This is a genomic window from Campylobacter sp. CNRCH_2014_0184h, assembly GCF_025772985.1.
Lineage (GTDB): Bacteria > Campylobacterota > Campylobacteria > Campylobacterales > Campylobacteraceae > Campylobacter_D.
Map to the genome: position 1 here is coordinate 77,500 of NZ_JAKMTB010000003.1, position 22,168 is coordinate 99,667.

Here is a 22,168-nt window from a genome sequence, read left to right on the forward strand (position 1 = left end):
TTCATTTTTATAAAGAACTTAAAAGATCTTTTACCATATCTTTTTGTGGTTCTTGTTTGTCTTCTATATTAGCTTGCATAGGAGTTTCGTTTTGTCCTCTAAAACGATAATTATAAATATTTGACATATTTGAGCTAAAAATTCCTGTGCTAAATTGATCTTGACTCATAGCTTTTGAAAAAAGCTCATCAAGTTTTATACTTTGCTCGTTTAAATTTTCACTATTGTTTTGACTAAGTAAAGACATAAAGTCTTCATTAGCTCCTTGAGTGCTTTTATAAGCACTACTTTGACCATACCCATATTCTTTAACCGATAAATTATCATGGTTAACTTGCATGCTTTCTCCTTTCAAAATATTACAAGGAAAAAACAAGCAAAAATCATTCCTTAATCGCCATGAGTTGGATAGTATTCAGCTTCTATTTCATTGTTTTTAATAAACTCTTCTCTAGCTTTATTACAGCGTTCATCTCTTAGTTTTCTATAGGCATTTCTACTTTCTAATTCTTGAGAAGTTAAAGGGCGATCTTCTAAAAATGAAATGTGAAAATAAGTATCATCTTCTTTGCTGAATTTTTCATAAAATTCAACATAGTCAAAATAATCTTTTTCACTTTGAAAATCAATACTTTCTTCTACATAAATAGTTGGGCCAAAACCTCTGTGATTTTGAGTAAAATGTCCAAAACCAGCTGCATATTTTATCTTAAACGAATTCATTCTAAACCTCCTAAAAATTCGTCATAACTTCCTTTAAAGTCTGTTAATTTCCCATCTTCTAAAAACCATATACGATTGGCAAAAGCACTAATTAGCTCTCTATCGTGGCTTATGCATATCACACAACCTTTGAAATTATACAAGGCTTCACCTAATGCAATGATACTTTCAAGATCTAAATGATTATCCGGTTCATCTAAAAGTAAGAAATTTCCACGTTCTAACATTAATTTTGAAAGCATTAAGCGGTGTTTTTCGCCCCCACTTAAACTAGAAGCCATTTTTTCTTGATCACTTCCACTAAAGAGCATTCTACCAAGACATTTGCGAATTTCATCTAAATCTTTGAATTTTTCACTCATTAACCATTCATAAAGTTTCAAATTTTCATTGATTAAATTTGTCGTATCTTGTGAAAAATATCCCATTTCTATGGTAGCACCAAGGTGAATATGACCACTATCAGGTTCTAATTTTGATGCAATGATTTTGGCTAAAGTGCTTTTTCCAACACCATTTGCTCCGATTAAGGCTATTTTATCACCTTTTTCTAATTTTAATTCTAAATTCTCAAATAAAGTTTTATCATAAGCTTTGCTAATACCTTTTAATTCTAAAACTTCATTTCCTATTTCTCTATTTGTTCTAAAAACTATACTAGGATCACGCCTACTTGAAGTTTTAATCTCTTCAAGCTCAAGTTTTTCTAAAGCTTTAGCTCTACTTGTAGCTTGTTTGGCTTTTGAAGCATTAGCGCTAAAACGGCGTATGAAATTTTCTAATTCTTCTCTTTCTTTTAAGGTTTTATCACGTTTGAGTTCAGCTTGTTTAGCAAGTAAGGTTGAGGCCATGTACCAATCATCATAATTTCCAGCAAAATCGCGTATTTGTTTAAAATCCACATCTAAAATTCTTGTACAAACTTTATTTAGAAAATGTCTATCATGGCTAATTACTACTAAAGTTCCCTCATGTCTTAAAAGTTCATTTTCAAGCCAAGAAATAGCTTCTAAGTCAAGGTTATTTGTAGGCTCATCTAAAAATAATACATCAGCACCTAAAAATAATACTTGTGCTAATAAAACTTTAAATTTATCCGCACTTTGCAAAGTACTCATAAGAGCATTAAAATCTTTAATATTTAAAGAACTAAGAATTTTTTCACATCTAAGTTCACAATCATAGTTTGGATCTTCTTCTGCTGTTATGATTTCAAGCTCGCTTAATCTATCATTGATTTCATCGGTAAATTCTTCACTCATATAAAGTTTTTCTTTTTCTTTTAGTGCATCATATAATCTTTTATTTGCACACATTACCGCATCTTTGATAGTGTAGTTTTCAAAAGCAAATTGATCTTGTCCTAATACAGCGATTTTTAAATTTGGATCTATACAAATTTCTCCACTGCTTGATTCTATTTCGCCTGAGAGAATTTTTAAAAAGGTTGATTTTCCTGCGCCATTTGCGCCTATAAGTCCATATCTTTCACCACGGTTTAATTTTAAATTTACATCTTCAAATAAAAGCTGGTTCGCAAAACGCATAGTGAGATTTTTTACTTCTACCATTAATATCCTTAAAATATTTTTGCTATAATTTTAACAAAAAAAGGTTTATTATTTTGGATTTTTCGTATTTATTGTTAAAAACATTGCCTAGTATGACTTTGGTTTTTAATATCTTAGCTTTATTTTTAGCTTATTTTTTTAAGCAAAATAAGATTTTTTTCTTACTTTTGTTGATTTTATGTGCTAGAGCTTTATCTTTAGTAGCAAGTGAGTATCAAGCGCATTTGTTTATCTCGGTATTTTTACCTTTTTCTTTTGTGCTTTTTGTGTTTTTGCAAGATAGCAAGCTTGTGTTTGAAAGAATTAATCTCATTAAATTTGCGTATTTAGTCTTTATGGGTTTTGTAGCGTTAATACTTAGCACAAGTACTAATTTTAATGCAAGCATTACAAGTGAGATTTTTGGCCTTTCAACACAATTTTTTAAGCCTATTAGTGAGTTAAGCTTTTGTGTGTTTTGGGCGGGAATGATATTTTTATTATTTTCATATTTTAAAAATAATGATTTTCATTTTTTACTAGCTTATATGGGCTTGAGTGTGCAGTTTTTATTTTACAATAGTGTTGATTTGGGTTATTATGAATTTGCTTCTTTAGTGTTGATAGGATTTTTAGCGTATAAAGCTTATAAAATAGCCTTTTTTGACACTTTAACCAATTTGCCAAATTTAAAAGCCTTAAGAAGATATGCACAAGGACTTGAAAATTTTCATTTAGCCTTGATTGAAGTAAAAAATATCAATGAAATTTATCATCAAAAAGGCTCAAAAATGGGCGAGTTTGTAATGTATGAGTTTGCTAGGATTTTAAAAAAAGCCTTACATACTAGGGTTTTTAAAGATGATAAGGATTATTTTATCATTGTATTTGAAAATGAAAACATGGCCTTTGTGCAAAGTAAGCTTCAAATGCTTGAAAATTTTATGCAAAAATATAGTTTTGAATTGAAAGAGCAAAATGCAAAATTAGAAATTAAACTTTGTTTATCAAGCAAAAATGAAAACATAGAAGAAAGTTTAAAACAAGCAAAATTAGAACTTAGAAGACAAAAGGATTAAAATGTTAGATTTGATTTTTAGAGAGTATGATATAAGAGGGCTTTACCCAAGTGAGTTAAATGAAAAAAGTGTAAAAGCTATAGGTTATGCTTTGGGTTTAGAAATGAAATCAAGAGGTTGTGAGAAAGTAAGTGTGGGCTATGATGCAAGATATAGTGCAAATGAACTTTTTAACTATTTAATTAGCGGTTTAAATAAAGCTAATATGCAAGTTTTCAATATAGGCTTAGCACCAACTCCTATGGGGTATTTTAGTTTATTTTTTGATGATATTTTTGATGCAAATATCATGATAACAGGCTCGCATAATCCAAAAGAATACAATGGCTTTAAAATCACGATTAACAAAGAAAGTTTTTTTGGTGCTGATTTGAAAAAGCTTTCTTTAAAAGTGCAAGAGTATTTAGAACTTGAAATCAATGATGATTTAAGATATGAAAATTATGATGCTAAAAGCTTATATATAGACTTTTTAGCTAAGCATTTTTCACATCTTAAGGGCTATAAAGAAAAAATCATTATTGATTGTGCAAATGGAGCTACTGGAGTGATTATAAAGCCTTTGGTGGAAAAATTAAATCTTAATGCACAAATTTTATTTGAAAATCCTGATGGAAATTTCCCAAATCACGCGCCCGATCCAACAGAGCTTGAAAATTTACACGCATTGCAAGTTGCGCTAAAAGAAAATGAAAATGCAAAAATGGGCTTTGCTTTTGACGGAGATGGAGATCGCTTGGTGGTTGCAAGTAAAGATTATGTATTTAAGGGCGATGAACTTTGCTATTTATTTGCTAAAAATATAAAAAATCCTAGAGTTTTAGGTGAAGTAAAATGTTCTAAAAACCTTTTTGATGAGGTAGCTAAATTTGGTTTTATCATGATGGGTAAGACCGGGCATTCTAACATTAAAAAAATGATGAAAGAGCAAAATATCGACATAGCAGCAGAGCTTAGCGGGCATATTTTCTTTAAAGATAGATATTTTGGTTATGATGATGGAATTTATGCATTTTTAAGAACCTTAGAGCTTTTAGTAAATGGTTTTGATATAGAAAAATTAGTTAAAGAATTACCAAAACTTTATGCAAGTGAAGAGATTAAGCTTAAGGTTAGTGAAGAAAATAAATTTCAAATCATAGAAAAATTTAAAGAAAAAGTAAAAGCAAATGCTTTTGAAAATGTGCTTGATTGTAATGAAATTGACGGAGTTAGAATCACCTTTAAAGAAGGTTGGGCGCTTTTGCGTGCTTCTAATACAAGTCCATATCTTATCATGCGTGCTGAAGCTACAAGTGCTGGATTTAAAGACTTTTTAGAAGCAAGAGTAAAAGAACTTTTTGAAGAAATCATAAAAGAGCTTGCATAAGCTCTTTTACATCAATATCTTTTGTGTATAAATATGCTCTTAAGAGTTTAGGGATTTTTGCTTTTCTATAAATTTCTTTAAATTCTTTTGGTATTTTCTCACAACTTATAAAAGGAAAAATCAAAACTTTTTCTTGTATATAAACAATGCCTATTTTATGCGAAATTACTCCATCGCCTTTTAATGTTTCTTGTCTTTGTTTGGCGCTTAAAAGTACTCCAAGTTTTTTAAAGCATTTTGCGATTAAACTTTCATCTTTATGAGTAATGTAAATATTTTTAAATTCACAAATATTTTCTTCTTTTAAGTCTTTTTCTAGGTATTTAAAGCTTTTTTTTACTCCATTTGGATAAAGCTTTAAAAACTCATTAGCAAAATTTTTGCGTATAAAATTTCTAAAATATTTTTCATCATCATTACTCTCATCATGAAAACAAGTGATATTGTTTTCTTTTAGGTAGATTGAAATTTCTTCTTTTGGAATTTCAAGCAAGGGTCTTATGATGGTAAAATATTTTCTTTTTTCAATATCTTTAAAACCAAGTAATTCTCTAAGCCCTGCACCTTTAGAAAATTGCATTAAAAACCATTCTAGTTTATCATTTAAATGATGAGCTAGTAAAAGATTATCATAAGAGTGATTTTTGCAAAGCTCTTCAAAAAACTCATAACGCAAAGCTCTTGCGCAAGCTTCGAAATTTTTTGTTATTTTGGGTGCGGTTTTGATATAAATTTTTTTATGAAAACGCTTGGCTAATTCTTTAGCACTTTGTTCTTCTTTATCACAATTTTCACGAGTTTTGTAGTTTATAAAAGCAAGGTCAAAATCTATGTTTTTTTCTAAAAGCATGAAAAATAAAGCACTAGAATCACTCCCATGAGAAAATGCTAAAAGATTTTTCCCTTGCTTTAAATGATTTAAATATTTGCTATCAATCATCAAACTTTCTTAAGGCTTTTGCAATGAGTTTTTTATCTAAGCTCTGCGTGATTTCACACTCATAAAGCTCACCCATTTCTAAATCTCCGCAATCACTTTCATTGATGAGAATTTCTCCATCTATATTTCTATCCCAACGCAAATCTTTTGCACCGATGAAAAATTCTCCTTCAGAGCTTTGACCTTCACAAAATGCTAAAGTCTTTTTACCAACTTGTTGATTAAAGCTTTTTTCTATGCATTCATCGACTATTTTTTCTATCACTTTTAATCTTGCATTGATGATTTTACTAGGAATTTGTTCCATGTCAAAAGCTGCGGTATCTTCTTCTTTAGAATAAGCAAAAACACTAATTCTATCAAAACCAAATTCTTTTATAAAAGTGCATAATTCTTCAAAATCCTCATCACTCTCTCCTGGGTGTCCTACTATAAAACCTGTGCGTAAAAATGAATTTGGAGCTTGTTTCATTAAATTTAAAAGCTCGATTAATTTAGCTTTATTAGCTCCGCGTTTCATGATTTTAAGCATATTATCACTGATGTGTTGCAAAGGCATGTCAAAGTAATTTACAAAAACTTTTGATTGAATGATTTTTTCTATCACTTCTTTGCTAATGCTTGTTGGATATAGATATAAAATTCTAGCAGCCTTTACACCTTGGATATTTTCTATAGCTTCAATAAGCTTTAAAAGTCCATCTTTTTGATCTTGATCAAATAAATACGAACTTGTATCTTGAGCGATAAAAGAAAAGTCTTTATAACCTTTTTTAACAAGTTCTTTTACTTCATTTATAATACTTTCTAAGCTTCTTGATTTAAGTTTGCCTTTAAAACTTGGTATAGCGCAAAATGAACATTTTTGATTACATCCTTCAGCTATTTTGATAAAAGCGTGATAATTTGATCCTGTGATCACACGATTTGTATTTTTATCTTGCAAGTAAGTAGAATTTGAAAAAAGATTAGTTTTTTTAAGTATCATTTCATCAATTTTTTCATAATCTCCCACACCGGTAAAAAGATCAACTTCAGGTAGTTCTTTCATTAATTCCTCGCGGTAGCGTTGCATTAAACAACCTGTTACAACTAACAATGAATCTTTTTTTCTTTGCTCGTGTAAGTCTAAAATCGCATTTATGCTTTCTTTTTTAGCACTATCTATAAAGCCACAGGTATTTACAATCAAAACATCAGCTATGCTTGGCTCATCACAAATTTCATAATCACTTAATCTTCCAAGCATGATTTCACTATCAACTAAATTTTTATTACAACCTAAAGACATTAAAAAAAGTTTTGGCATATTTCTCACTTTAAATGTTTTATTTTTTTGCTAAAATTATAAGATTAAATTATATCAAAATTAGAAAGAAAATTTTTATGGATAATTACGAATACAGCGAACTTTTAAAAAAATTAAAAAACAAAGTTGGAAATATCGCTTCTATTATTAAGCCTGAAGAGATAAAAACAAGATTAAAGGAAATAGAAAATTTAGAAAATTCCCCTTCTTTTTGGAGTGATGTAAAACAAGCAGGCGTTATAGGTAAAGAAAAAACTAAAATTTCAAATTTATTAAAAAACTACGAGAACGCTTTCAATGCTTTAAATGATGCAAGCGAGCTTTTTGATCTAGCAAATAGTGAAAATGATTTAGATACTATAGAAGCTTTATTTGAAGATGCAAATAAGCTAGAAGATCTTATTGTAAATCTTGAAATTTCTATGCTTTTAAGTGGGGAAAATGATGGTAAAAACGCCATAGTTTCCATTCATCCAGGAGCAGGTGGAACGGAGAGTAATGACTGGGCTAGCATGCTTTATAGGATGTATTTGAGATTTTGCGAAAGAGAAGGTTTTAAAGTAGAAACGCTTGACTTTCAAGAAGGCGAAGAAGCAGGGCTTAAAGATGTTAGCTTTTTAGTAAAAGGTGAAAATGCTTATGGGTATTTAAAAGCTGAAAATGGCATTCATCGTTTAGTAAGAACTTCTCCATTTGATAGTGCAGGGCGTCGCCATACGAGTTTTTCTAGTGTGATGGTTTCTCCTGAACTTGATGATGATATAGAAATAGAAATTGAAGAAAAAGATATAAGGATTGATTATTATAGAGCAAGCGGAGCAGGTGGACAACATGTTAATAAAACTGAATCAGCAGTGCGCATAACTCATATGCCAAGTGGTATAGTAGTGCAATGTCAAAACGATAGAAGCCAACACAAAAACAAAGCCACAGCCTTTAAAATGCTAAAATCACGCCTTTATGAGCTTGAGCTTATGAAACAACAAGATGAAGCAAATTCAAGCGAAAAAAGTGAGATAGGTTGGGGGCATCAAATCCGCTCTTATGTGCTTTTTCCTTATCAACAAGTCAAAGACACACGCTCAAATGAAGCTTTTTCGCAGGTTGATAATATCTTAGATGGGGATATTAAAAAAATCATAGAAGGTGTTTTAATAGCGCAAAAAGCACAAGATTAATACTACAAAAGGATATTAAATGGAAAAAATTCTAGTTTGTGTGGATGTTTTAGAGCCTTGTAGGGAAAGTTTGCATTATGGGGTGTATTTAGCTAAAAAGCTAGATTTACCTTTAATGTTTTTATATACCATAGAACCAAATTTTACTAATGCTGAATTAGCTTGTAGTTTTGGTATAGGTGCTAGCGGGTGCGTGATTGAAGATTTAGTAGAAGAGCAAAGCCAAAAAAATGAAAATCTTTGCAAAAAAGGGCAAAGAATTTTAGAAGAATTTTGCACTTATGCAAAAGAACAAGGTGTAAAAGAATGCTTTAGTGTACAAAGAGATGGAGATTTAGAAGAAGTTTTAAAAGAATATAATGATCAAATAAGATTAGCTATAGCAGGTTTAAAAGGCGGAGGTAAGAAAAACAAAATAGGCATTCATACAGAAGAATTAGTAAGAGCTTTAAATGTGCCTATTTTGCTTGTAAATTCTGCTTTTAAAGAGATTAAAAGTGTGATGATGGCTTACGATGGGAGTAATTTAGCTAAAAAGGCTATAGAACAAGCCATTAAAAGACCTATTTTTAAAGAAGCAAAACGTTATGTAGTAAATGTATCTAAAGATGAAAAAGCTTCTTATGAGTTATTAACTCAAGTAAGTCAAATTTTTAAAGAAGCAAATTTAAATGTGCAAACTCAGCATTTAAATGGAGAGATTACTCAGGCTTTATTTGATTTTGGTGAGCAAAATGATATAGATTTATTGATTATGGGAGCTTATTCACATCACTGGTTAAAAAGTATTTTATTTGGTAGTTTGACAAATGATATTTTAACTAAGGCTAAAAAACCTTTATTGCTGATTCGCTAATGTTGCACCATAGACTTTTAAATCATTATATTAGCATTTATCACAAAAGTACCAAACAATTTCTTTTTGTTTGGACTTTGCTTGCTATGGTGCCTTTGTTTTGTAGTTTTTTATTTGATGAACTTGCTATTTATGCAACAGGTAAAATTACTTCTGAAATTTTATTTTTAATTTTAAATATTATTCCTATTATGGTGGCTGTGGCATTGATGGTTTTTTTGCTTATTAGTATTTGGGCTGCTTTTAGTGGAAAGATTAATATTAAAGAAAAATTTTTTATTATTTTATATGCATATGTTTTGATATGGTTTGCGTATGGAAATTTGTATTATTTTTCTTGTGATGTAGATAATTACAATAGAATGTTAATTGCTACTCAAAAAAATGAAAATCTAGATATTGCGGATTTGCAAGAAAAAGTTATAGAAGTGCAATTTCAAACACCTATAAGAGGAATTCATAATTTTTGGTCTTTAAATGATGAGTTAAAACCTCAAATTCAAAATAGAATAAAAGGTTTGGTTGATTGTTATTATTTTAGCGGAGTTACTATGCTAACGATAGGCTTTGGCGATGTAACGCCTGTTAGTTCTTTGTTAAGATTATTTAGCGTATTTCAAGGATTTTTAGGGCAGGTTATTGTTGTGATTGCTATGGGGCTTTGGATTAATCAAGTAGGTAAGCAATAGCTTACCTTGTGATTAATGTTTTATAGCATATTTATTTTGTATTTCTTCATGTCCTAGTATTTTTTGGATATTACAATTTTTATCAATATCTAATTTTTTAACATCATAGTGAAAATTAGTACAATTGTGCAATAAAAACGCCATTGTTTTAGCATTATGTACATCCCATCTTGACAAATCTTGATCAAATTGTTTGCAATTTTCAAACATATGTGCCATTGTAATGGCATTATGCACATCCCAATTTTCTACTTTATGGTTGAATTTAAGACAATTACAAAACATGTATTTAGTATCTTTTACATTTGACATATTCCAAGAAGATAAGTCTTGATCAAAAGATTCACAATCAAAAAACATTCCTTCCATGTTTTCAACATTTTTAACATTCCATTTAGAAATATCATGATTAAAGCTTTTGCAGCAATAAAACATATAAGACATATCTTTAACATTTGACACATCCCATTTTTCTATACCATCAAAGTTGGTTCTAGTGGAATAATAGAATAAATAAGACATATCCGTAATTAAGCTTACATCGATTTCATCTAAGGCAATAAGCTCTTCTCTAACAAGAGCAACTAATTCACATTTAGTTTTAGGCGTAAACATGTTAGCTCCTTTTTGGATGTTTATTCCAATATAATTATAATATTATTTAAATATAAAGTAGTAAAAATAAATATTAAATTAATAAAAAAGTATAAAATACTATAATATGTTTCATTATGAAACATATTATAAATTTAATAGGAAAATTAAGATTAATTCGATATAGTAAAAATTTAAAAATGTAGCATAAAGAAGGTTGATAAATAATGAAAAAATATAATATTGTTTTACTTGGTGGTAGTAATTCTGTCATGGTTAATGGTCTGCAAAAAGGACTAAGGCAAGATAATGTAAATTTGACAAATTTAGCTTTAGGATCTACAACTTCAATTCAAAATTTATATGAACTGAAAAGAAAAAGAAATCAAAAAAGTATCAATGAAGCAGATTTGATTATTACAGAATCCAATGTGAATGAAATTGGTCAGAATATAAATAAGTATGAAAAATTATCACTAAATCTGATTTATAGTAATTTATATAATTATTATAGCGAGTTAAGTTGTTTGAATAAAAAAATTTTAGTAATTTTACTTCCAATAACTAGAGGAAATTATAAAATTATCAATAATATTCACTTGAGTTTAATTAAGCAATTTAAATTTAACTATATAGATATGAATTGTTATTACAATATAAACAGATTATATGATTTTCATAATGCAATAGATGCAGGTCATCCGCTGAGCACTATAATGAAAATTCTTGGCCGAAATATCATCAATAGTATTGAGTATTTTCAATATAGCATTAAAACAGCAAATAAGCAAAATAAATTTATAATTTGTCATGCTGGTGAATTAGAGGTATATTCAGGTAAAACATCATATGAAACTTATAAAAATTCAATGTATGAAGAAGAAGTTGTAAAAATCGATAACAGTGTTGTGTTAAAATTTCCAAAAAAATATTATGGTTGTAAAATATTAGCCATCCATACATGGAATAAACACGATTCCTTTAATTTTAATCAATGTTTAAACAATATTGTAGATTATTGCATTCAAAACAAAGATAAATATATTTTAAAATCAACTAATTTTTTAAATTCTGTAGTGGAATTACAAGCAGATATAATAATAAGTAATAATACAAAAGTTTTGCTTTGTCAAGACAAAAGAAAAAATTATACAGAGTTTTACCATGCTGCTCAAAATTGGAGTTCAGAAGTTTTATTTCATAACAATTTAAGTTTAGTAGGTTTTTTCTTGATGAAAGGTAATATGACGCCAAAGCAAATTGATTTTGAATCCTTGGCTAGTGAGATTATAGAAATTCCAAAAGAATATAATTTCAATCATTTAATACCTCCAGTAGAATTATATAAAGAAATAATAGATGAGTATTGTAAAAAAATAGATCCAAGAAAATTAGCTCCTTTGCAAACTCAAATCACAAATTTAACTAACGAAAAGCAAAGTCTAATCAATGAAAAAACAAATTTACAAAATCAATTAAGTCAATTTCAAAATACTATAAATTCCCTACCTATGAAAAAACAACAACTTGAAATTTCTAATTTAGAACAAGATTTAATCAATAAAAAATTACAAACTAAACAATTATCAAAAAAGCTTGGTATTAAAATGAATGATTTTATGCCTAAAATAATTATGATTAATCCAAATTCAGCAAAAGTTAGAATTCAAAACCAACTCTCATATAAACTAGGTCAAGCTATGATAATAAATTCTAAATCATTCTTAGGTTATATAAGAATGCCTTTTGTTTTATCTTATATCAAAGATAAACATAAACTTGAACAAAAAATCTATCAAGAAAAAATAAAAAAAGACCCATCATTAACTTTACCTCCATTAAAAAACTATCCTGATTATCAAGAAGCCTTAAAAGAAAAAGAATGTTTTACCTATAAACTCGGACAAGCTCTTATACAAGCTAACAAAAATTGGCGTGGGGGGGGGGGAGGTATATCAAGTTGCTATATGAAATTAGGAAGTTGAAAAGAGAATTTAAGAATAGATAATTTCCTAGAAAAAACTAGGAGATCACATGAGAAATTTTACAAGAATAATATTTGAAAATATAAGCCATGTAAATAACAACAATGCCATTAAAAATGGTTTAAAACCTGCATTTTTTAAAACATTTTTATGGATATTTACTCCCAAAGCTACCATAGCCATAGAAAGCAAAAGTGTATCTATAGTTTGTATGCTTGGTTTTATATAATTAAGTGCAAAATCTGTATTTAATATTTCAAGTGAGCTAATACCACAAGCAAATAAAAACCACAAAGCAAAATAAGGAATATTTGCTTTAATGGAAATTTTTTCATTATTTTTGCTTAGAAATTTCAATGAAAAAAGACTTAAAAAAATCAAAAAAGGTACTAGCATTAAAACACGCATCATTTTTTCTATGACAGCACCATCTCCTGCTTGCACAGCTTCACCTGCTGCAACAGCATGTGCAACTTCATGCAAGCTTGCTCCCATGAAATACCCCATTTGCTTTAAACTAAAAAAATCAAACCAGCCTAAATTCCAAGCCAAAGGATATAAAAACATCCCCAAAGTTCCAAACACAACCACAGTGCAAACTGCCACGCCAACTTTAGCAGAGCCACCTTTAACAATGCTTTCACTAGCCATCACAGCAGCTGCTCCACAAATGCTTGAGCCACTACTTATAAGTATGCTTTCTTTAAGATCAAGTTTAAATAATTTTCCCAGTAAAAGTCCCATAAAAAAGGTAGAAAATACCACTAAAAATGCTAGCAAAATCCCATTTAATCCAACTTTTTCTAAATCATTAAAAGTAATTCTAAAACCATAAAGTATAATCCCAAGTCTTAAAATTTCTTTTGTTGCTATGCCTAAAACTCCTGATTTTTTGAGTAAATTTGCATTTTGATGAGCTAAATTTCCTATTAAAGCTCCTAAAATCACGGCTATGATTAAAGCTGAAATTCCAAGATTTTTAAAAAAATTAAGCTCAGAAATAGCAAAAGCACAAAAAGCAAGAGTAAAAAGCAGTAAAAAAGCTTCAAATTTTCTATGTTTATATATATTTTTATGCATGAATTTTCCTTTTTTTGTTTTTTGTAATATTAATGATTTTTTTATGATAAGTAAAATTAATTTTATTTGATATAATGATTAAAAATATTTATCAAAAGAGTGCTTATGACTTTTAAACAAATAAAATATTTTCAAGTCTTGTGTAGAAATTTAAATTTAAGAGCTTGTGCTAAAGAATTAAATATAACTCAATCTGCTTTGTCTTTAGCTATATTTGAACTTGAAAAAAGTTTAAACACCAAGCTTTTTGATAGAAATGCTAAATTTTTAAGCTTAAATGAAAAAGGAAAGGTTTTTTTAAAACAAATTACACCTTTGATTTTAGAATTTGAACGCATTGAAAAAGCAATGCAAGATGATCAAAGCTATGAAATAAGTATGAAAGTTAGTCAAAATGTAGGCACTTATTTACTAGGAACTTTTTTAGATCAAAAGGCGGAAAATATCAAGTTAAATTTGTCTTTGGATAATAGTCAAAATATCATCAAAGATATTTTAGATAAAGAAATCGATATAGGTTTGATTGAAGGTATTTGCAAAGATAAGGATATAAAAAAGATTAAAATTTGTGATGATGAGCTTATTGTGGTGAGTAAAAATGACTTCAAAAAAGAATTTTTCATAGATGAGTTAAAGGATTTTAAATGGCTAAGTCGTGAGCAAGGTTCAGGTGCAAAAGAAGTATTTTTAAGTGCTTTACCTAAAGATGTAAAGCTTAATTTAGTTTATGAGCTAAACTCAACTGCTATGATAAAAGAGTTAGTTAAAAAAGGTAAATTTTTAGCAGTTTTACCTAAATTTAGCGTTAAAGAAGAACTTGAAGCTAAAAGTTTATTCGAAGTGAGATTAAAAAATTTTAAAATTTCAAGAGAGCTTTGTTTGATTTATCATAAAAATAAAGAGCCAAGCAAGGAATTTATAAATTTATGTGAGTTTTTAAAACTTTGCGTTCAAAAAGATTTAGTTTAACTCTTGAATGCATTTTTTAAAAAGCTCTCCTCTTTCTTCATAAGACTTAAACTGATCTAAGCTTGCACAAGCAGGGCTTAGTAGGGCTACTTCATCATTAGTTAAGTTTTGATTGATTTTTTCTACCGCTTTAGGTAAAAACTCACAAAAATGTGCTTTTAAATTAGCATTTTTAGCGTATTCAAGCATTTTATTAGTGCTTTTTCCTATGGCATAAAGCTCTATATTAAGCTCTTTCATAAAAGTAAATAAAGCACTTAAATCCACCCCCTTATCATCCCCACCTATGATAAGATGAATTTTTTTATCCTTATAGCGTTTAAGAGCAGCTAAACTAGCATCCAGATTAGTCGCTTTGGTGTCATTTACCCAAAGTCTATTTTTATGATCAAATATTTCTTCAAGTTTGTTTTTTTCTATCTTAAACTCGTTTAAAAGCTCATAAGAGCAACGATCTAGTATAATTTTTTCTATACTTAAGGCAATAAGTGCATCAAGTAAAAATGGGGTTTTAAAATGAATTTTTTCTAAGTCAATTTGCATTTTTTTAGCTAAATCTTGCTCATCTTCATAGCTTATAACATAAGCATGAGTTGGATAAGCCTCATACTTTTTAGGTAAAATTACCACATCATTTTCATTCATTCTTTCAAGCACGCTAAGCTTGGCTTGCTCATAATTTTCAAAGCTTTTATGCCAAGAAAGATGATCAGGTGTGATAGGTAAAAGTGCATAAATTTCAGGTTTAGCTACTTTGGTGTAAAAAAGCGAAAAAGATGAACTTTCCAAAATCCATAATTTAGCACTAATATCCATTTGTGCTAAAGGAGTTCCTATGTTTGCTCCCATTTGTGCATTGATGTGTTTTAAAAGATGGTGTGTCATTTGGGTGGTGGTGGTTTTGCCATTTGTTCCGCTTATCCAAACACTTTTTGGCATGCCATCATAAAAAAAATCATACTCACTGCTTAAATTTTTTGCTTGCTGTATGAGAGAATGATCATTTGGAAAGCCAGGACTTGGAATTTCTAAGTCACTTTTTAAAGGATCAAATTCACAAGGCGGTAAAAGTGTATTATTAAATTTATCTTTACTTATACTTGCAAAATGATCATCATAAATATCGCAATTTCCAAAACGCTGTGCAAAAGCTTTAGTTGTTTTTCCGTATCCAAAAAGTGAAATTTTCATTATCTTAACTTTATACTAATTAATGCAATAATATTTGCAAGTAAGGCTATCATCCAAAAACGCACAATGATTTTATTTTCCACCCAGCCTATTTTTTCAAAATGATGATGAATGGGTGCCATTTTAAATACTCTTTTGTTAAAGATTTTAAAACTTCCTACTTGTAAAATTACTGAAATAGTTTCTAAAACAAATACAAAACCTATAAGCAAAAGCAAAATTTCATTTTTACTTACTATACCAAGATAGCCTAAAAACGCCCCTATGCTTAAACTCCCACTATCTCCCATAAAAACTTGTGCAGGATAGCAGTTATACCACAAAAATCCCATAAGCGCACCAACTAAAGCCGCACTTATTACAACAAGTTCTCCTAGACCTTGAATTTTAGGTAAGAATAAATAAGAACTATAAATAGCATTTCCGCTCAAATACAAAAAAGCACCAAGACTTAAAAGAGAAAATATAGAAGGCACGGTTGCAAGACCATCAAGCCCATCGGTTAAATTTACAGCATTGGAGCTTGATACAATAACTAAAATCCATAAAAACAACATAAACATACCGCCATCAAAAATAGCATGTTTGTAAAAAGGTAAATAAAATTCAGTATTTATATCAAATAAATATAATAATCCAACACAAATAAAAGCAGCGCTAAATTGCCCTAGTAGTTTCATTTTTGGGCTTAATCCTGCGTGATTGTTTTTTTTTAAAATTTTCCCTAAATCATCTACTAAGCCTATAGTACAAAATAGTACTAAACATAATAATCCAACGATTACAAAACTATTATTTAAATCAGCGCTTAAAACACTTGCTATGATAGTAGCAAAGATAAAAACAAGCCCACCCATAGTAGGAGTGTGAGATTTAGCTTGGTGTGATTGTGGAGCGTATTCATAAATAGGTTGATTTGCTTTTTTATTTTGAGCCCATTTGATAAATTTTGGCATTAAATACAAACTCAAAAATAAAGCGATAAAAAATGCAAAACCAGCACGTACGCTAATATAAGAAAAAAACATATGATTTGTATATTCTGTAAGATAAAGCAAAATTTTAACCTTGTATTTGTTTTTTAAAAGCATAATTTTAGTAAAATCACATAAATAAATTATAAAAAAGAGTAAAAAATGAGTCAAAAATGTATTTTGATAATCACAGATGGTATAGGACATAATACAAATTCAAACTATAATGCTTTTTTTCATGCTAAAAAGCCAACTTATGATAAGCTTTTTGAAAATACTCCTAATGTTTTGATAAAAACAAGTGGTTTGGCAGTTGGCTTACCTGAAGGTCAAATGGGTAATAGCGAAGTAGGGCATATGTGTATAGGTAGTGGACGCATAATCTATCAAAATTTAGTTAAGATAAATAAAGCCATAGAAAATGATACTTTAAAAGATAATAAGGCTTTAAAAGAGTTATTACAAAAATGCAAAAGAGTGCATATTATAGGGCTTTATAGTGATGGTGGGGTGCATTCTATGCATACACATTTTAATGCGCTTTTAAAAATTTGTAAGCAAGAAAATAAAGAAGTTTTTGCGCATGCAATTAGTGATGGTAGGGATTGTCCTCCAAATTCAGGTTTAGAATTTATAAAATCTTTACAGGAATTTTGCGAAAAAGAAAGGATTAACTTTGCTTCTTTATCAGGAAGATTTTATGCTATGGATAGAGATAAGCGCTATGATAGGGTTAAGTCTTATTATGATGCTTTATTTGCTAAGGCACCAAAGTGTGATGATTTTGTGCAATTTATACAAAAAAGCTATGATGAAAATATTACAGATGAGTTTTTAACCCCAGTTATTAGTCAAAACTTTGATGGAATTAAGGCTGAAGATGGTGTGATTTTTATCAATTTTAGAAATGATAGAATGCGTCAATTAGTTGCTTCTTTAACCCAAGAAAGTTTTAATGAATTTTCAAAAGAAGTGCTTATAAAAAATGCTATTACTATGAGTTTGTATGATGAGAGTTTTAAACTGCCTGTGATGTTTGAAAAAGAAGAATTAGATAATACTTTAGCTTCTGTAATAGCTAATGCAAATTTAAGCCAACTTCACACAGCTGAGACAGAAAAATACGCTCATGTAACCTTTTTCTTTAATGGGGGAAAAGAAGAATTAGAGTGTAATGAAACAAGAGTTTTAATCCCAAGTCCTAAAGTAAAAACATACGATGAAAAACCTCAAATGAGTGCTAAAGAAGTCGCAGATGAAGTGCTTAAGGGTATAGAAAATGGTATGGATTTTATCATAGTAAATTTTGCAAATGGTGATATGGTAGGACATACGGGTGATTTTGAAGCTGCAGTTAGTGCGGTTGAATGTGTGGATGAGTGTTTGGGTAGGGTTATTGCTAAAGCAAGAGAGTATGAATATGCTTTTATTATTACTTCAGATCATGGAAATTGTGAAGCAATGAGGGATGAAAAAGAAAATATGCTCACTAACCACACAACCTTTGATGTTTTTGCTTTTGTAGAAGCTAAAGGAGTAGAAAAGCTTAAAGAAGGCATGGGGCTTAGTAATATAGCACCAAGCGTGCTTAAAATTTTAAACTTACCTATCCCAAAAGAAATGGATGAGGCTTTATTTTAATTTAAAGGAGAACAATGAAATTTAGTGGAAAAAATGTTTTAATAACAGGTGCAAGTAAAGGTATAGGTGCAGCAATAGCTAAAGAATTAGCAAGTCATGGTTTAAAAGTTTGGATTAATTATAGAAGTAAGCCTGAGCTTGCTGATGCGTTAAAAGAAGAGATAGAAAAAAGTGGTGGCACTGCAGCTGTAATTAAATTTGATGCAAGCATTGAAGAAGAATTTACAAGCGCTATTGCAACTATAGTAGAAAGTGATGGTGAACTTAGTTACTTGGTTAATAATGCGGGTATTACTAATGATAAATTAGCGCTTAGAATGAGTATGGATGATTTTTCTTCAGTGATTAATGCTAATTTAAATTCAAGCTTTTTAGGTTGTAGAGAGGCATTAAAAACTATGAGTAAAAAGCGTTTTGGCGCGGTTGTAAATATTGCTTCTATAGTTGGAGAAATGGGAAATGCAGGCCAAACTAATTATAGTGCTAGTAAAGGCGGTATGATAGCATTAACAAAATCTTTTGCTAAAGAAGGTGCAGCAAGAAATATAAGATATAACTGTATTACCCCAGGTTTTATAAAAAGTGATATGACTGAAGTTTTAAGTGATGAAATAAAACAAAATTATATTAACAATATCCCTTTAAAGCGTTTTGCAGATGCAAGCGAGGTAGCTCAAGCTGTGGCGTTTTTATTAAGTGATTATTCTTCTTATATCACAGGAGAAATTTTAAAAGTCAACGGTGGGCTTTATATGTAAGCAAGGTTTTAACCTTGCTTGGTTTCTATAGTCACTACTGCTATAGCAAAACCCCCATCATGTGCTACGCTTACACTTGCTGATTTGATTTTAAATTCTTGCATGACTTTTTGAGAAAAACTAATATGTGGGGCATTTTTATCATCTTTAGAGATGATGATGTCAAAAAAAGAACATTCTTTAGAAATTCCAACCCCCAAAGCCTTAGAAGCAGCTTCTTTAATAGCCCAAAATCCTGCTAGAGTGTTGGTATTTTTTATATAACTTTGCTCTTGCTTGGATAAAAATTTATCCAAGAAAAGCGTTTTATGTCTTTCATAAATTTTTTCTATGCGAGAGCATACAACTATGTCACAGCCTATCATTAAGATACTACAAAGTCAGTAAAATAAATATTTTTGATAAAACCATCAGTTAAAACCTCATTGATTTTACCAGTTAATTCATCTTTTAATCTTTCTTTGCCTTTTGTGGTGCTTACTTCTTCAAAGGTTTTTGAAGTTAAAGTTCTAATGATAATATCTCTAATAATAGCAACTTTTTTATCAAGTTCTGGGGTTAGAGTTTCAACATTTTGTTCAAGTTGAATGGTGCATTTTACATATCTTGATCCACCATCACTTAACAAATTTAGTGTAAAAGGTGCTAAAGGATACATCACTCCAATATTTGCATAATCACTTCCTCTAGCTGCTACTGCATTTGTTTTCTTAGGAGCTTGTGCAACTTGTGCGCTTTCTTCAGCTTGTGGAGCAGGATTTTCTTCAGAACCACCGCTAAACATTAAATAAGCAATCGCTCCTACAATCACAAGTAAAAATACAAATAAAAATACAACGATAATAATTACTAAAGTATTGCCACCTTTTTTCTTTGATTCGCCTTGTTCATCCATCATATCATCAGCCATATTTTTCCTTTTATAAAATTTAAAGTGTTATTGTATCAAAAATTACAATTTTTTTAAATTATGATTATTTAATCTTTTGTAAATGTCTATAAACACTAGGCTCAGAAATACCTAAAAGCTCAGCAACCTTAGGAATAACACCTTTTACATTAAACACACCTTTTTCATATAAACTAGCTATCATTTTTTGCTTTTCTTTTGGTTTTAAGCTTTTATTTTTAAAACTTTCTATATCCATACCCGAAATATCTTCGACAATTTCTTCTAAATCAAGTTTAATATATTCTTTGTTTTCTTGCTCAGGACTTTCATAAGAATTATCATAAATATTTCCAAGATTTAAAATTTCATCAGAGATTTTTTTAAACGCTGAGGTATCATGATTAATACAAAGCAAACCTTCGAGTTTTTCATCTTTTTTAATAAAAAAAGTAGAGCCTGACATTACTTGTGAGCTTTTAGCTGAAGTTTTATAATGTGTTATATAATCACGCTCTAAATAGATTTTATTTTTAATCATTTCAATGGCAAAACCAGTTAGAGGTGAGTTTATAGTTCTTTTACTAATATGGTTATTAGCAATTTCTGCTATATTGGCTCCATCTTCGCTTACATCGTGCAATACTATTTCATAATTTCTACCCAAGGCTTCTGCAAGAAATTTAACTAATTTAATATAGTAAGTTCTTGTTTCTTTATCCATAAGCTCTCCTTTTTTTATTAATTTTGTAGTAAAAATATTTAAAATAAGAATGCTTATTCTTATTTTTTAACAATTTTATTACAAAATAAAAATATTTATGCTTAAAAAAAGATTATTTTTTTAAAAATAAGAATTTTATAATCATTTTTTAAATAATGATAATTTTTATCGTTTAATTTTATTTTAATAATATAGGAATATAATTTATCAAATAATAAAAATTATTATTTAAAAAGGAGACACAATGAAAAAACTAACAAATGATTTTGGAAATATCATAGCTGATAATCAAAATTCTCTAAGTGCAGGTGCTAAAGGTCCACTTTTAATGCAAGATTATATTTTGCTTGAAAAACTTGCTCATCAAAATAGAGAAAGAATTCCAGAAAGAACAGTACATGCAAAAGGAAGTGGTGCTTATGGAAAACTTAAAATCACAAAAGATATCTCTCAATATACCAAAGCAAAAGTTTTACAGCTTGGAGAAAATACACCTTTATTTATAAGATTTTCAACCGTTGCAGGTGAAGCAGGTGCAGCTGATGCAGAAAGAGATGTAAGAGGTTTTGCTATTAAATTTTATACTAAAGAAGGAAATTGGGATTTAGTAGGTAATAATACTCCGACATTTTTTATAAGAGATGCATATAAATTTCCTGATTTTATCCATACTCAAAAAAGAGATCCAAGAACTCATTTAAGAAGTAATAATGCTGCATGGGATTTTTGGAGCCTTTGTCCTGAAAGCTTACACCAAGTTACTATTTTAATGAGTGATAGGGGAATTCCTGCAAGTTATCGTCATATGCATGGTTTTGGAAGTCACACTTATAGTTTAATTAATGATAAAAATGAAAGATTTTGGGTGAAATTTCATTTTAAAACCAAGCAAGGTATTAAAAATTTAACCAACGAAGAAGCGGCGAATTTAATAGCAAATGATAGAGAAAGTCATCAAAGAGATTTATATGAGGCTATTGAAAAAGGAGATTTTCCAAAATGGACTTTCCAAATTCAAGTTTTAAAAGAAGATGAAGCAGAAAAATTAGGTTTTAATCCTTTTGATTTAACTAAAGTTTGGCCACATAGCATTGTGTCTTTAATAGAAGTAGGTGAATTAGTACTTAATAAAAATGTACAAAATTACTTTAATGAAGTAGAACAAGCTGCATTTAGTCCAAGCAATATCGTTCCTGGTATTGGTTTTAGTCCTGATAAAATGTTGCAAGCTAGAATCTTTTCTTATCCTGATGCACACAGATATCGCATAGGAACAAATTATCATTTATTGCCAGTTAATCGTGCAAAAAGTGAAGTAAATACTTATAATGTAGCAGGAGCTATGAATTTTGACACTTATAAAAATGGCGCAGCTTACTATGAGCCAAATAGTTATGATGATAGTCCAAAAGAAGATAAAAGCTATCTTGAGCCTGACTTAGCACTTGAAGGTAGTGCGCAAAGATATGCTCCACTTGATGATGATTTTTATACTCAACCAAGAGCTTTGTTTGATATAATGAACCAAGATCAAAAAGAGCAGTTATTTAAAAATATAGCAACTTCTATGAGCGGGGTTGATGAAAAAATTATTGCTAGAGCATTAAGTCATTTTGAAAAAATTTCAAGTGAATATGCAAATGGTGTTAAAAAAGCTTTGAAAATGTAAT

At 29.3% G+C, this 22,168-nt stretch carries 22 protein-coding genes; 10 read left to right on the top strand and 12 right to left on the bottom strand.

The genetic code is table 11. The features are described from left to right. Positions 1–7: 7 nt before the first annotated feature. Genes L8X36_RS03895 through L8X36_RS03905 form a run of 3 tightly spaced genes read right to left on the bottom strand, consistent with a single transcriptional unit; the run spans position 8 to position 2,294 of the window. A complete protein-coding gene (locus tag L8X36_RS03895; RefSeq protein WP_214099013.1) occupies positions 8–340 on the bottom strand; it encodes a hypothetical protein in 333 nt (110 codons plus the stop codon). A gap of 50 nt (positions 341–390) precedes the next feature. Beyond that, complete coding sequence (locus tag L8X36_RS03900) at positions 391–723, bottom strand: hypothetical protein (protein WP_039617462.1); 333 nt, start codon at positions 721–723, stop codon at positions 391–393. Further along, entirely contained in the window at positions 720–2,294 is a 1,575-nt protein-coding gene (locus tag L8X36_RS03905) for an ABC-F family ATP-binding cassette domain-containing protein (RefSeq protein ID WP_263674879.1), read from the bottom strand. The genes L8X36_RS03900 and L8X36_RS03905 overlap by 4 nt, the downstream gene beginning before the upstream one ends. 53 nt (positions 2,295–2,347) lie before the next feature. Here L8X36_RS03905 and L8X36_RS03910 point away from each other — a divergent pair, with 53 nt between their 5' ends. Together L8X36_RS03910 and L8X36_RS03915 are read left to right on the top strand one after the other, a co-directional pair. Further along, positions 2,348–3,352, top strand: a complete 1,005-nt coding sequence (locus L8X36_RS03910) for a GGDEF domain-containing protein (RefSeq protein ID WP_263682612.1) — start codon at positions 2,348–2,350, stop codon at positions 3,350–3,352. Between the two features lies 1 nt (position 3,353). After that, positions 3,354–4,721, top strand: a complete 1,368-nt coding sequence (locus tag L8X36_RS03915; protein WP_263682613.1) for a phosphomannomutase/phosphoglucomutase — start codon at positions 3,354–3,356, stop codon at positions 4,719–4,721. Here the strand turns inward: L8X36_RS03915 and tilS are convergent. Both tilS and rimO read right to left on the bottom strand, forming a co-directional pair. Continuing rightward, positions 4,702–5,664, bottom strand: coding sequence for a tRNA lysidine(34) synthetase TilS (gene tilS, locus L8X36_RS03920; protein ID WP_263682615.1), 963 nt, complete (start codon positions 5,662–5,664; stop codon positions 4,702–4,704). The two genes, L8X36_RS03915 and tilS, sit on opposite strands and share 20 nt — an antisense overlap. Next, a complete protein-coding gene (gene rimO, locus L8X36_RS03925; protein WP_263682617.1) occupies positions 5,654–6,970 on the bottom strand; it encodes a 30S ribosomal protein S12 methylthiotransferase RimO in 1,317 nt (438 codons plus the stop codon). The genes tilS and rimO overlap by 11 nt, the downstream gene beginning before the upstream one ends. 77 nt (positions 6,971–7,047) lie before the next feature. Here rimO and prfB point away from each other — a divergent pair, with 77 nt between their 5' ends. Genes prfB through L8X36_RS03940 form a run of 3 tightly spaced genes read left to right on the top strand, consistent with a single transcriptional unit; the run spans position 7,048 to position 9,693 of the window. Next, positions 7,048–8,148, top strand: a complete 1,101-nt coding sequence (gene prfB / locus L8X36_RS03930) for a peptide chain release factor 2 (RefSeq protein ID WP_263682619.1) — start codon at positions 7,048–7,050, stop codon at positions 8,146–8,148. Between the two features lie 19 nt (positions 8,149–8,167). Next, positions 8,168–9,004 (top strand): universal stress protein, encoded by an 837-nt coding sequence (locus L8X36_RS03935; protein WP_263663611.1) that lies wholly within the window; start codon positions 8,168–8,170, stop codon positions 9,002–9,004. Beyond that, on the top strand, positions 9,004–9,693 hold the full coding sequence (locus L8X36_RS03940) for an ion channel (RefSeq protein WP_263682620.1): 690 nt from the start codon (positions 9,004–9,006) through the stop codon (positions 9,691–9,693). The genes L8X36_RS03935 and L8X36_RS03940 overlap by 1 nt, the downstream gene beginning before the upstream one ends. A gap of 12 nt (positions 9,694–9,705) precedes the next feature. Here L8X36_RS03940 and L8X36_RS03945 read toward each other — a convergent pair whose 3' ends face one another. After that, the gene (locus L8X36_RS03945) at positions 9,706–10,308 is read right to left on the bottom strand and encodes a BspA family leucine-rich repeat surface protein (protein WP_263682622.1); all 603 of its coding nucleotides are present in this window, start codon (positions 10,306–10,308) and stop codon (positions 9,706–9,708) included. Positions 10,309–10,514: 206 nt separating this feature from the next. Between L8X36_RS03945 and L8X36_RS03950 the strand changes: the two genes are divergently transcribed. Further along, positions 10,515–12,272, top strand: a complete 1,758-nt coding sequence (locus L8X36_RS03950) for a hypothetical protein (RefSeq protein WP_263682624.1) — start codon at positions 10,515–10,517, stop codon at positions 12,270–12,272. A gap of 45 nt (positions 12,273–12,317) precedes the next feature. On the opposite strand, the gene L8X36_RS03955 is transcribed toward L8X36_RS03950, so the two are convergent. Next, positions 12,318–13,352 (bottom strand): YeiH family protein, encoded by a 1,035-nt coding sequence (locus L8X36_RS03955; RefSeq protein WP_263682626.1) that lies wholly within the window; start codon positions 13,350–13,352, stop codon positions 12,318–12,320. A 105-nt stretch (positions 13,353–13,457) separates the two neighbouring features. On the opposite strand from L8X36_RS03955, the gene L8X36_RS03960 reads away from it, so the two are divergent. Then, the gene (locus L8X36_RS03960; protein WP_263682627.1) at positions 13,458–14,321 is read left to right on the top strand and encodes a LysR family transcriptional regulator; all 864 of its coding nucleotides are present in this window, start codon (positions 13,458–13,460) and stop codon (positions 14,319–14,321) included. Here L8X36_RS03960 and murD read toward each other — a convergent pair. Both murD and mraY read right to left on the bottom strand, forming a co-directional pair. After that, positions 14,313–15,512, bottom strand: a complete 1,200-nt coding sequence (gene murD, locus L8X36_RS03965) for a UDP-N-acetylmuramoyl-L-alanine--D-glutamate ligase (RefSeq protein WP_263682628.1) — start codon at positions 15,510–15,512, stop codon at positions 14,313–14,315. The genes L8X36_RS03960 and murD overlap by 9 nt on opposite strands. Further along, positions 15,512–16,570 (bottom strand): phospho-N-acetylmuramoyl-pentapeptide-transferase, encoded by a 1,059-nt coding sequence (mraY, locus tag L8X36_RS03970; protein WP_263682630.1) that lies wholly within the window; start codon positions 16,568–16,570, stop codon positions 15,512–15,514. The genes murD and mraY overlap by 1 nt, the downstream gene beginning before the upstream one ends. Positions 16,571–16,648: 78 nt before the next feature. On the opposite strand from mraY, the gene gpmI reads away from it, so the two are divergent. Together gpmI and fabG are read left to right on the top strand one after the other, a co-directional pair. Next, the gene (gpmI, locus tag L8X36_RS03975) at positions 16,649–18,127 is read left to right on the top strand and encodes a 2,3-bisphosphoglycerate-independent phosphoglycerate mutase (RefSeq protein WP_263682632.1); all 1,479 of its coding nucleotides are present in this window, start codon (positions 16,649–16,651) and stop codon (positions 18,125–18,127) included. A 14-nt stretch (positions 18,128–18,141) separates the two neighbouring features. Beyond that, the gene (gene fabG, locus L8X36_RS03980) at positions 18,142–18,885 is read left to right on the top strand and encodes a 3-oxoacyl-ACP reductase FabG (RefSeq protein ID WP_263682634.1); all 744 of its coding nucleotides are present in this window, start codon (positions 18,142–18,144) and stop codon (positions 18,883–18,885) included. 8 nt (positions 18,886–18,893) lie between these two features. On the opposite strand, the gene acpS is transcribed toward fabG, so the two are convergent. The 3 genes from acpS to L8X36_RS03995 all read right to left on the bottom strand — a co-directional run bounded on the left by acpS (position 18,894) and on the right by L8X36_RS03995 (position 20,498). Continuing rightward, a complete protein-coding gene (gene acpS, locus L8X36_RS03985) occupies positions 18,894–19,250 on the bottom strand; it encodes a holo-ACP synthase (protein WP_263682635.1) in 357 nt (118 codons plus the stop codon). Then, on the bottom strand, positions 19,250–19,795 hold the full coding sequence (fliL, locus tag L8X36_RS03990; RefSeq protein WP_404842191.1) for a flagellar basal body-associated protein FliL: 546 nt from the start codon (positions 19,793–19,795) through the stop codon (positions 19,250–19,252). Before fliL ends, acpS begins: the two co-directional genes overlap by 1 nt. Before the next feature lie 64 nt (positions 19,796–19,859). Beyond that, the gene (locus L8X36_RS03995; RefSeq protein WP_263682637.1) at positions 19,860–20,498 is read right to left on the bottom strand and encodes a transcriptional regulator; all 639 of its coding nucleotides are present in this window, start codon (positions 20,496–20,498) and stop codon (positions 19,860–19,862) included. 244 nt (positions 20,499–20,742) lie between these two features. Between L8X36_RS03995 and L8X36_RS04000 the strand changes: the two genes are divergently transcribed. Beyond that, positions 20,743–22,167: a catalase gene (locus L8X36_RS04000; protein ID WP_263682639.1), complete on the top strand. Its 1,425-nt coding sequence runs from the start codon at positions 20,743–20,745 to the stop codon at positions 22,165–22,167. Position 22,168 lies beyond the last annotated feature (1 nt).

What these genes read in the sequence shown, in the direction of transcription:
- L8X36_RS03895 (WP_214099013.1), bottom strand. Translation starts at nt 340, where the DNA reads ATGCAAGTTAACCATGATAATTTATCGGTTAAAGAATATGGGTATGGT.
- L8X36_RS03900 (WP_039617462.1), bottom strand. Translation starts at nt 723, where the DNA reads ATGAATTCGTTTAAGATAAAATATGCAGCTGGTTTTGGACATTTTACT.
- L8X36_RS03905 (WP_263674879.1), bottom strand. Translation starts at nt 2,294, where the DNA reads ATGGTAGAAGTAAAAAATCTCACTATGCGTTTTGCGAACCAGCTTTTA.
- L8X36_RS03915 (WP_263682613.1), top strand. Translation starts at nt 3,354, where the DNA reads ATGTTAGATTTGATTTTTAGAGAGTATGATATAAGAGGGCTTTACCCA.
- rimO (WP_263682617.1), bottom strand. Translation starts at nt 6,970, where the DNA reads ATGCCAAAACTTTTTTTAATGTCTTTAGGTTGTAATAAAAATTTAGTT.
- prfB (WP_263682619.1), top strand. Translation starts at nt 7,048, where the DNA reads ATGGATAATTACGAATACAGCGAACTTTTAAAAAAATTAAAAAACAAA.
- L8X36_RS03935 (WP_263663611.1), top strand. Translation starts at nt 8,168, where the DNA reads ATGGAAAAAATTCTAGTTTGTGTGGATGTTTTAGAGCCTTGTAGGGAA.
- L8X36_RS03940 (WP_263682620.1), top strand. Translation starts at nt 9,004, where the DNA reads ATGTTGCACCATAGACTTTTAAATCATTATATTAGCATTTATCACAAA.
- L8X36_RS03945 (WP_263682622.1), bottom strand. Translation starts at nt 10,308, where the DNA reads ATGTTTACGCCTAAAACTAAATGTGAATTAGTTGCTCTTGTTAGAGAA.
- L8X36_RS03950 (WP_263682624.1), top strand. Translation starts at nt 10,515, where the DNA reads ATGAAAAAATATAATATTGTTTTACTTGGTGGTAGTAATTCTGTCATG.
- L8X36_RS03955 (WP_263682626.1), bottom strand. Translation starts at nt 13,352, where the DNA reads ATGCATAAAAATATATATAAACATAGAAAATTTGAAGCTTTTTTACTG.
- L8X36_RS03960 (WP_263682627.1), top strand. Translation starts at nt 13,458, where the DNA reads ATGACTTTTAAACAAATAAAATATTTTCAAGTCTTGTGTAGAAATTTA.
- murD (WP_263682628.1), bottom strand. Translation starts at nt 15,512, where the DNA reads ATGAAAATTTCACTTTTTGGATACGGAAAAACAACTAAAGCTTTTGCA.
- gpmI (WP_263682632.1), top strand. Translation starts at nt 16,649, where the DNA reads ATGAGTCAAAAATGTATTTTGATAATCACAGATGGTATAGGACATAAT.
- fabG (WP_263682634.1), top strand. Translation starts at nt 18,142, where the DNA reads ATGAAATTTAGTGGAAAAAATGTTTTAATAACAGGTGCAAGTAAAGGT.
- acpS (WP_263682635.1), bottom strand. Translation starts at nt 19,250, where the DNA reads ATGATAGGCTGTGACATAGTTGTATGCTCTCGCATAGAAAAAATTTAT.
- fliL (WP_404842191.1), bottom strand. Translation starts at nt 19,795, where the DNA reads ATGGCTGATGATATGATGGATGAACAAGGCGAATCAAAGAAAAAAGGT.
- L8X36_RS03995 (WP_263682637.1), bottom strand. Translation starts at nt 20,498, where the DNA reads ATGGATAAAGAAACAAGAACTTACTATATTAAATTAGTTAAATTTCTT.
- L8X36_RS04000 (WP_263682639.1), top strand. Translation starts at nt 20,743, where the DNA reads ATGAAAAAACTAACAAATGATTTTGGAAATATCATAGCTGATAATCAA.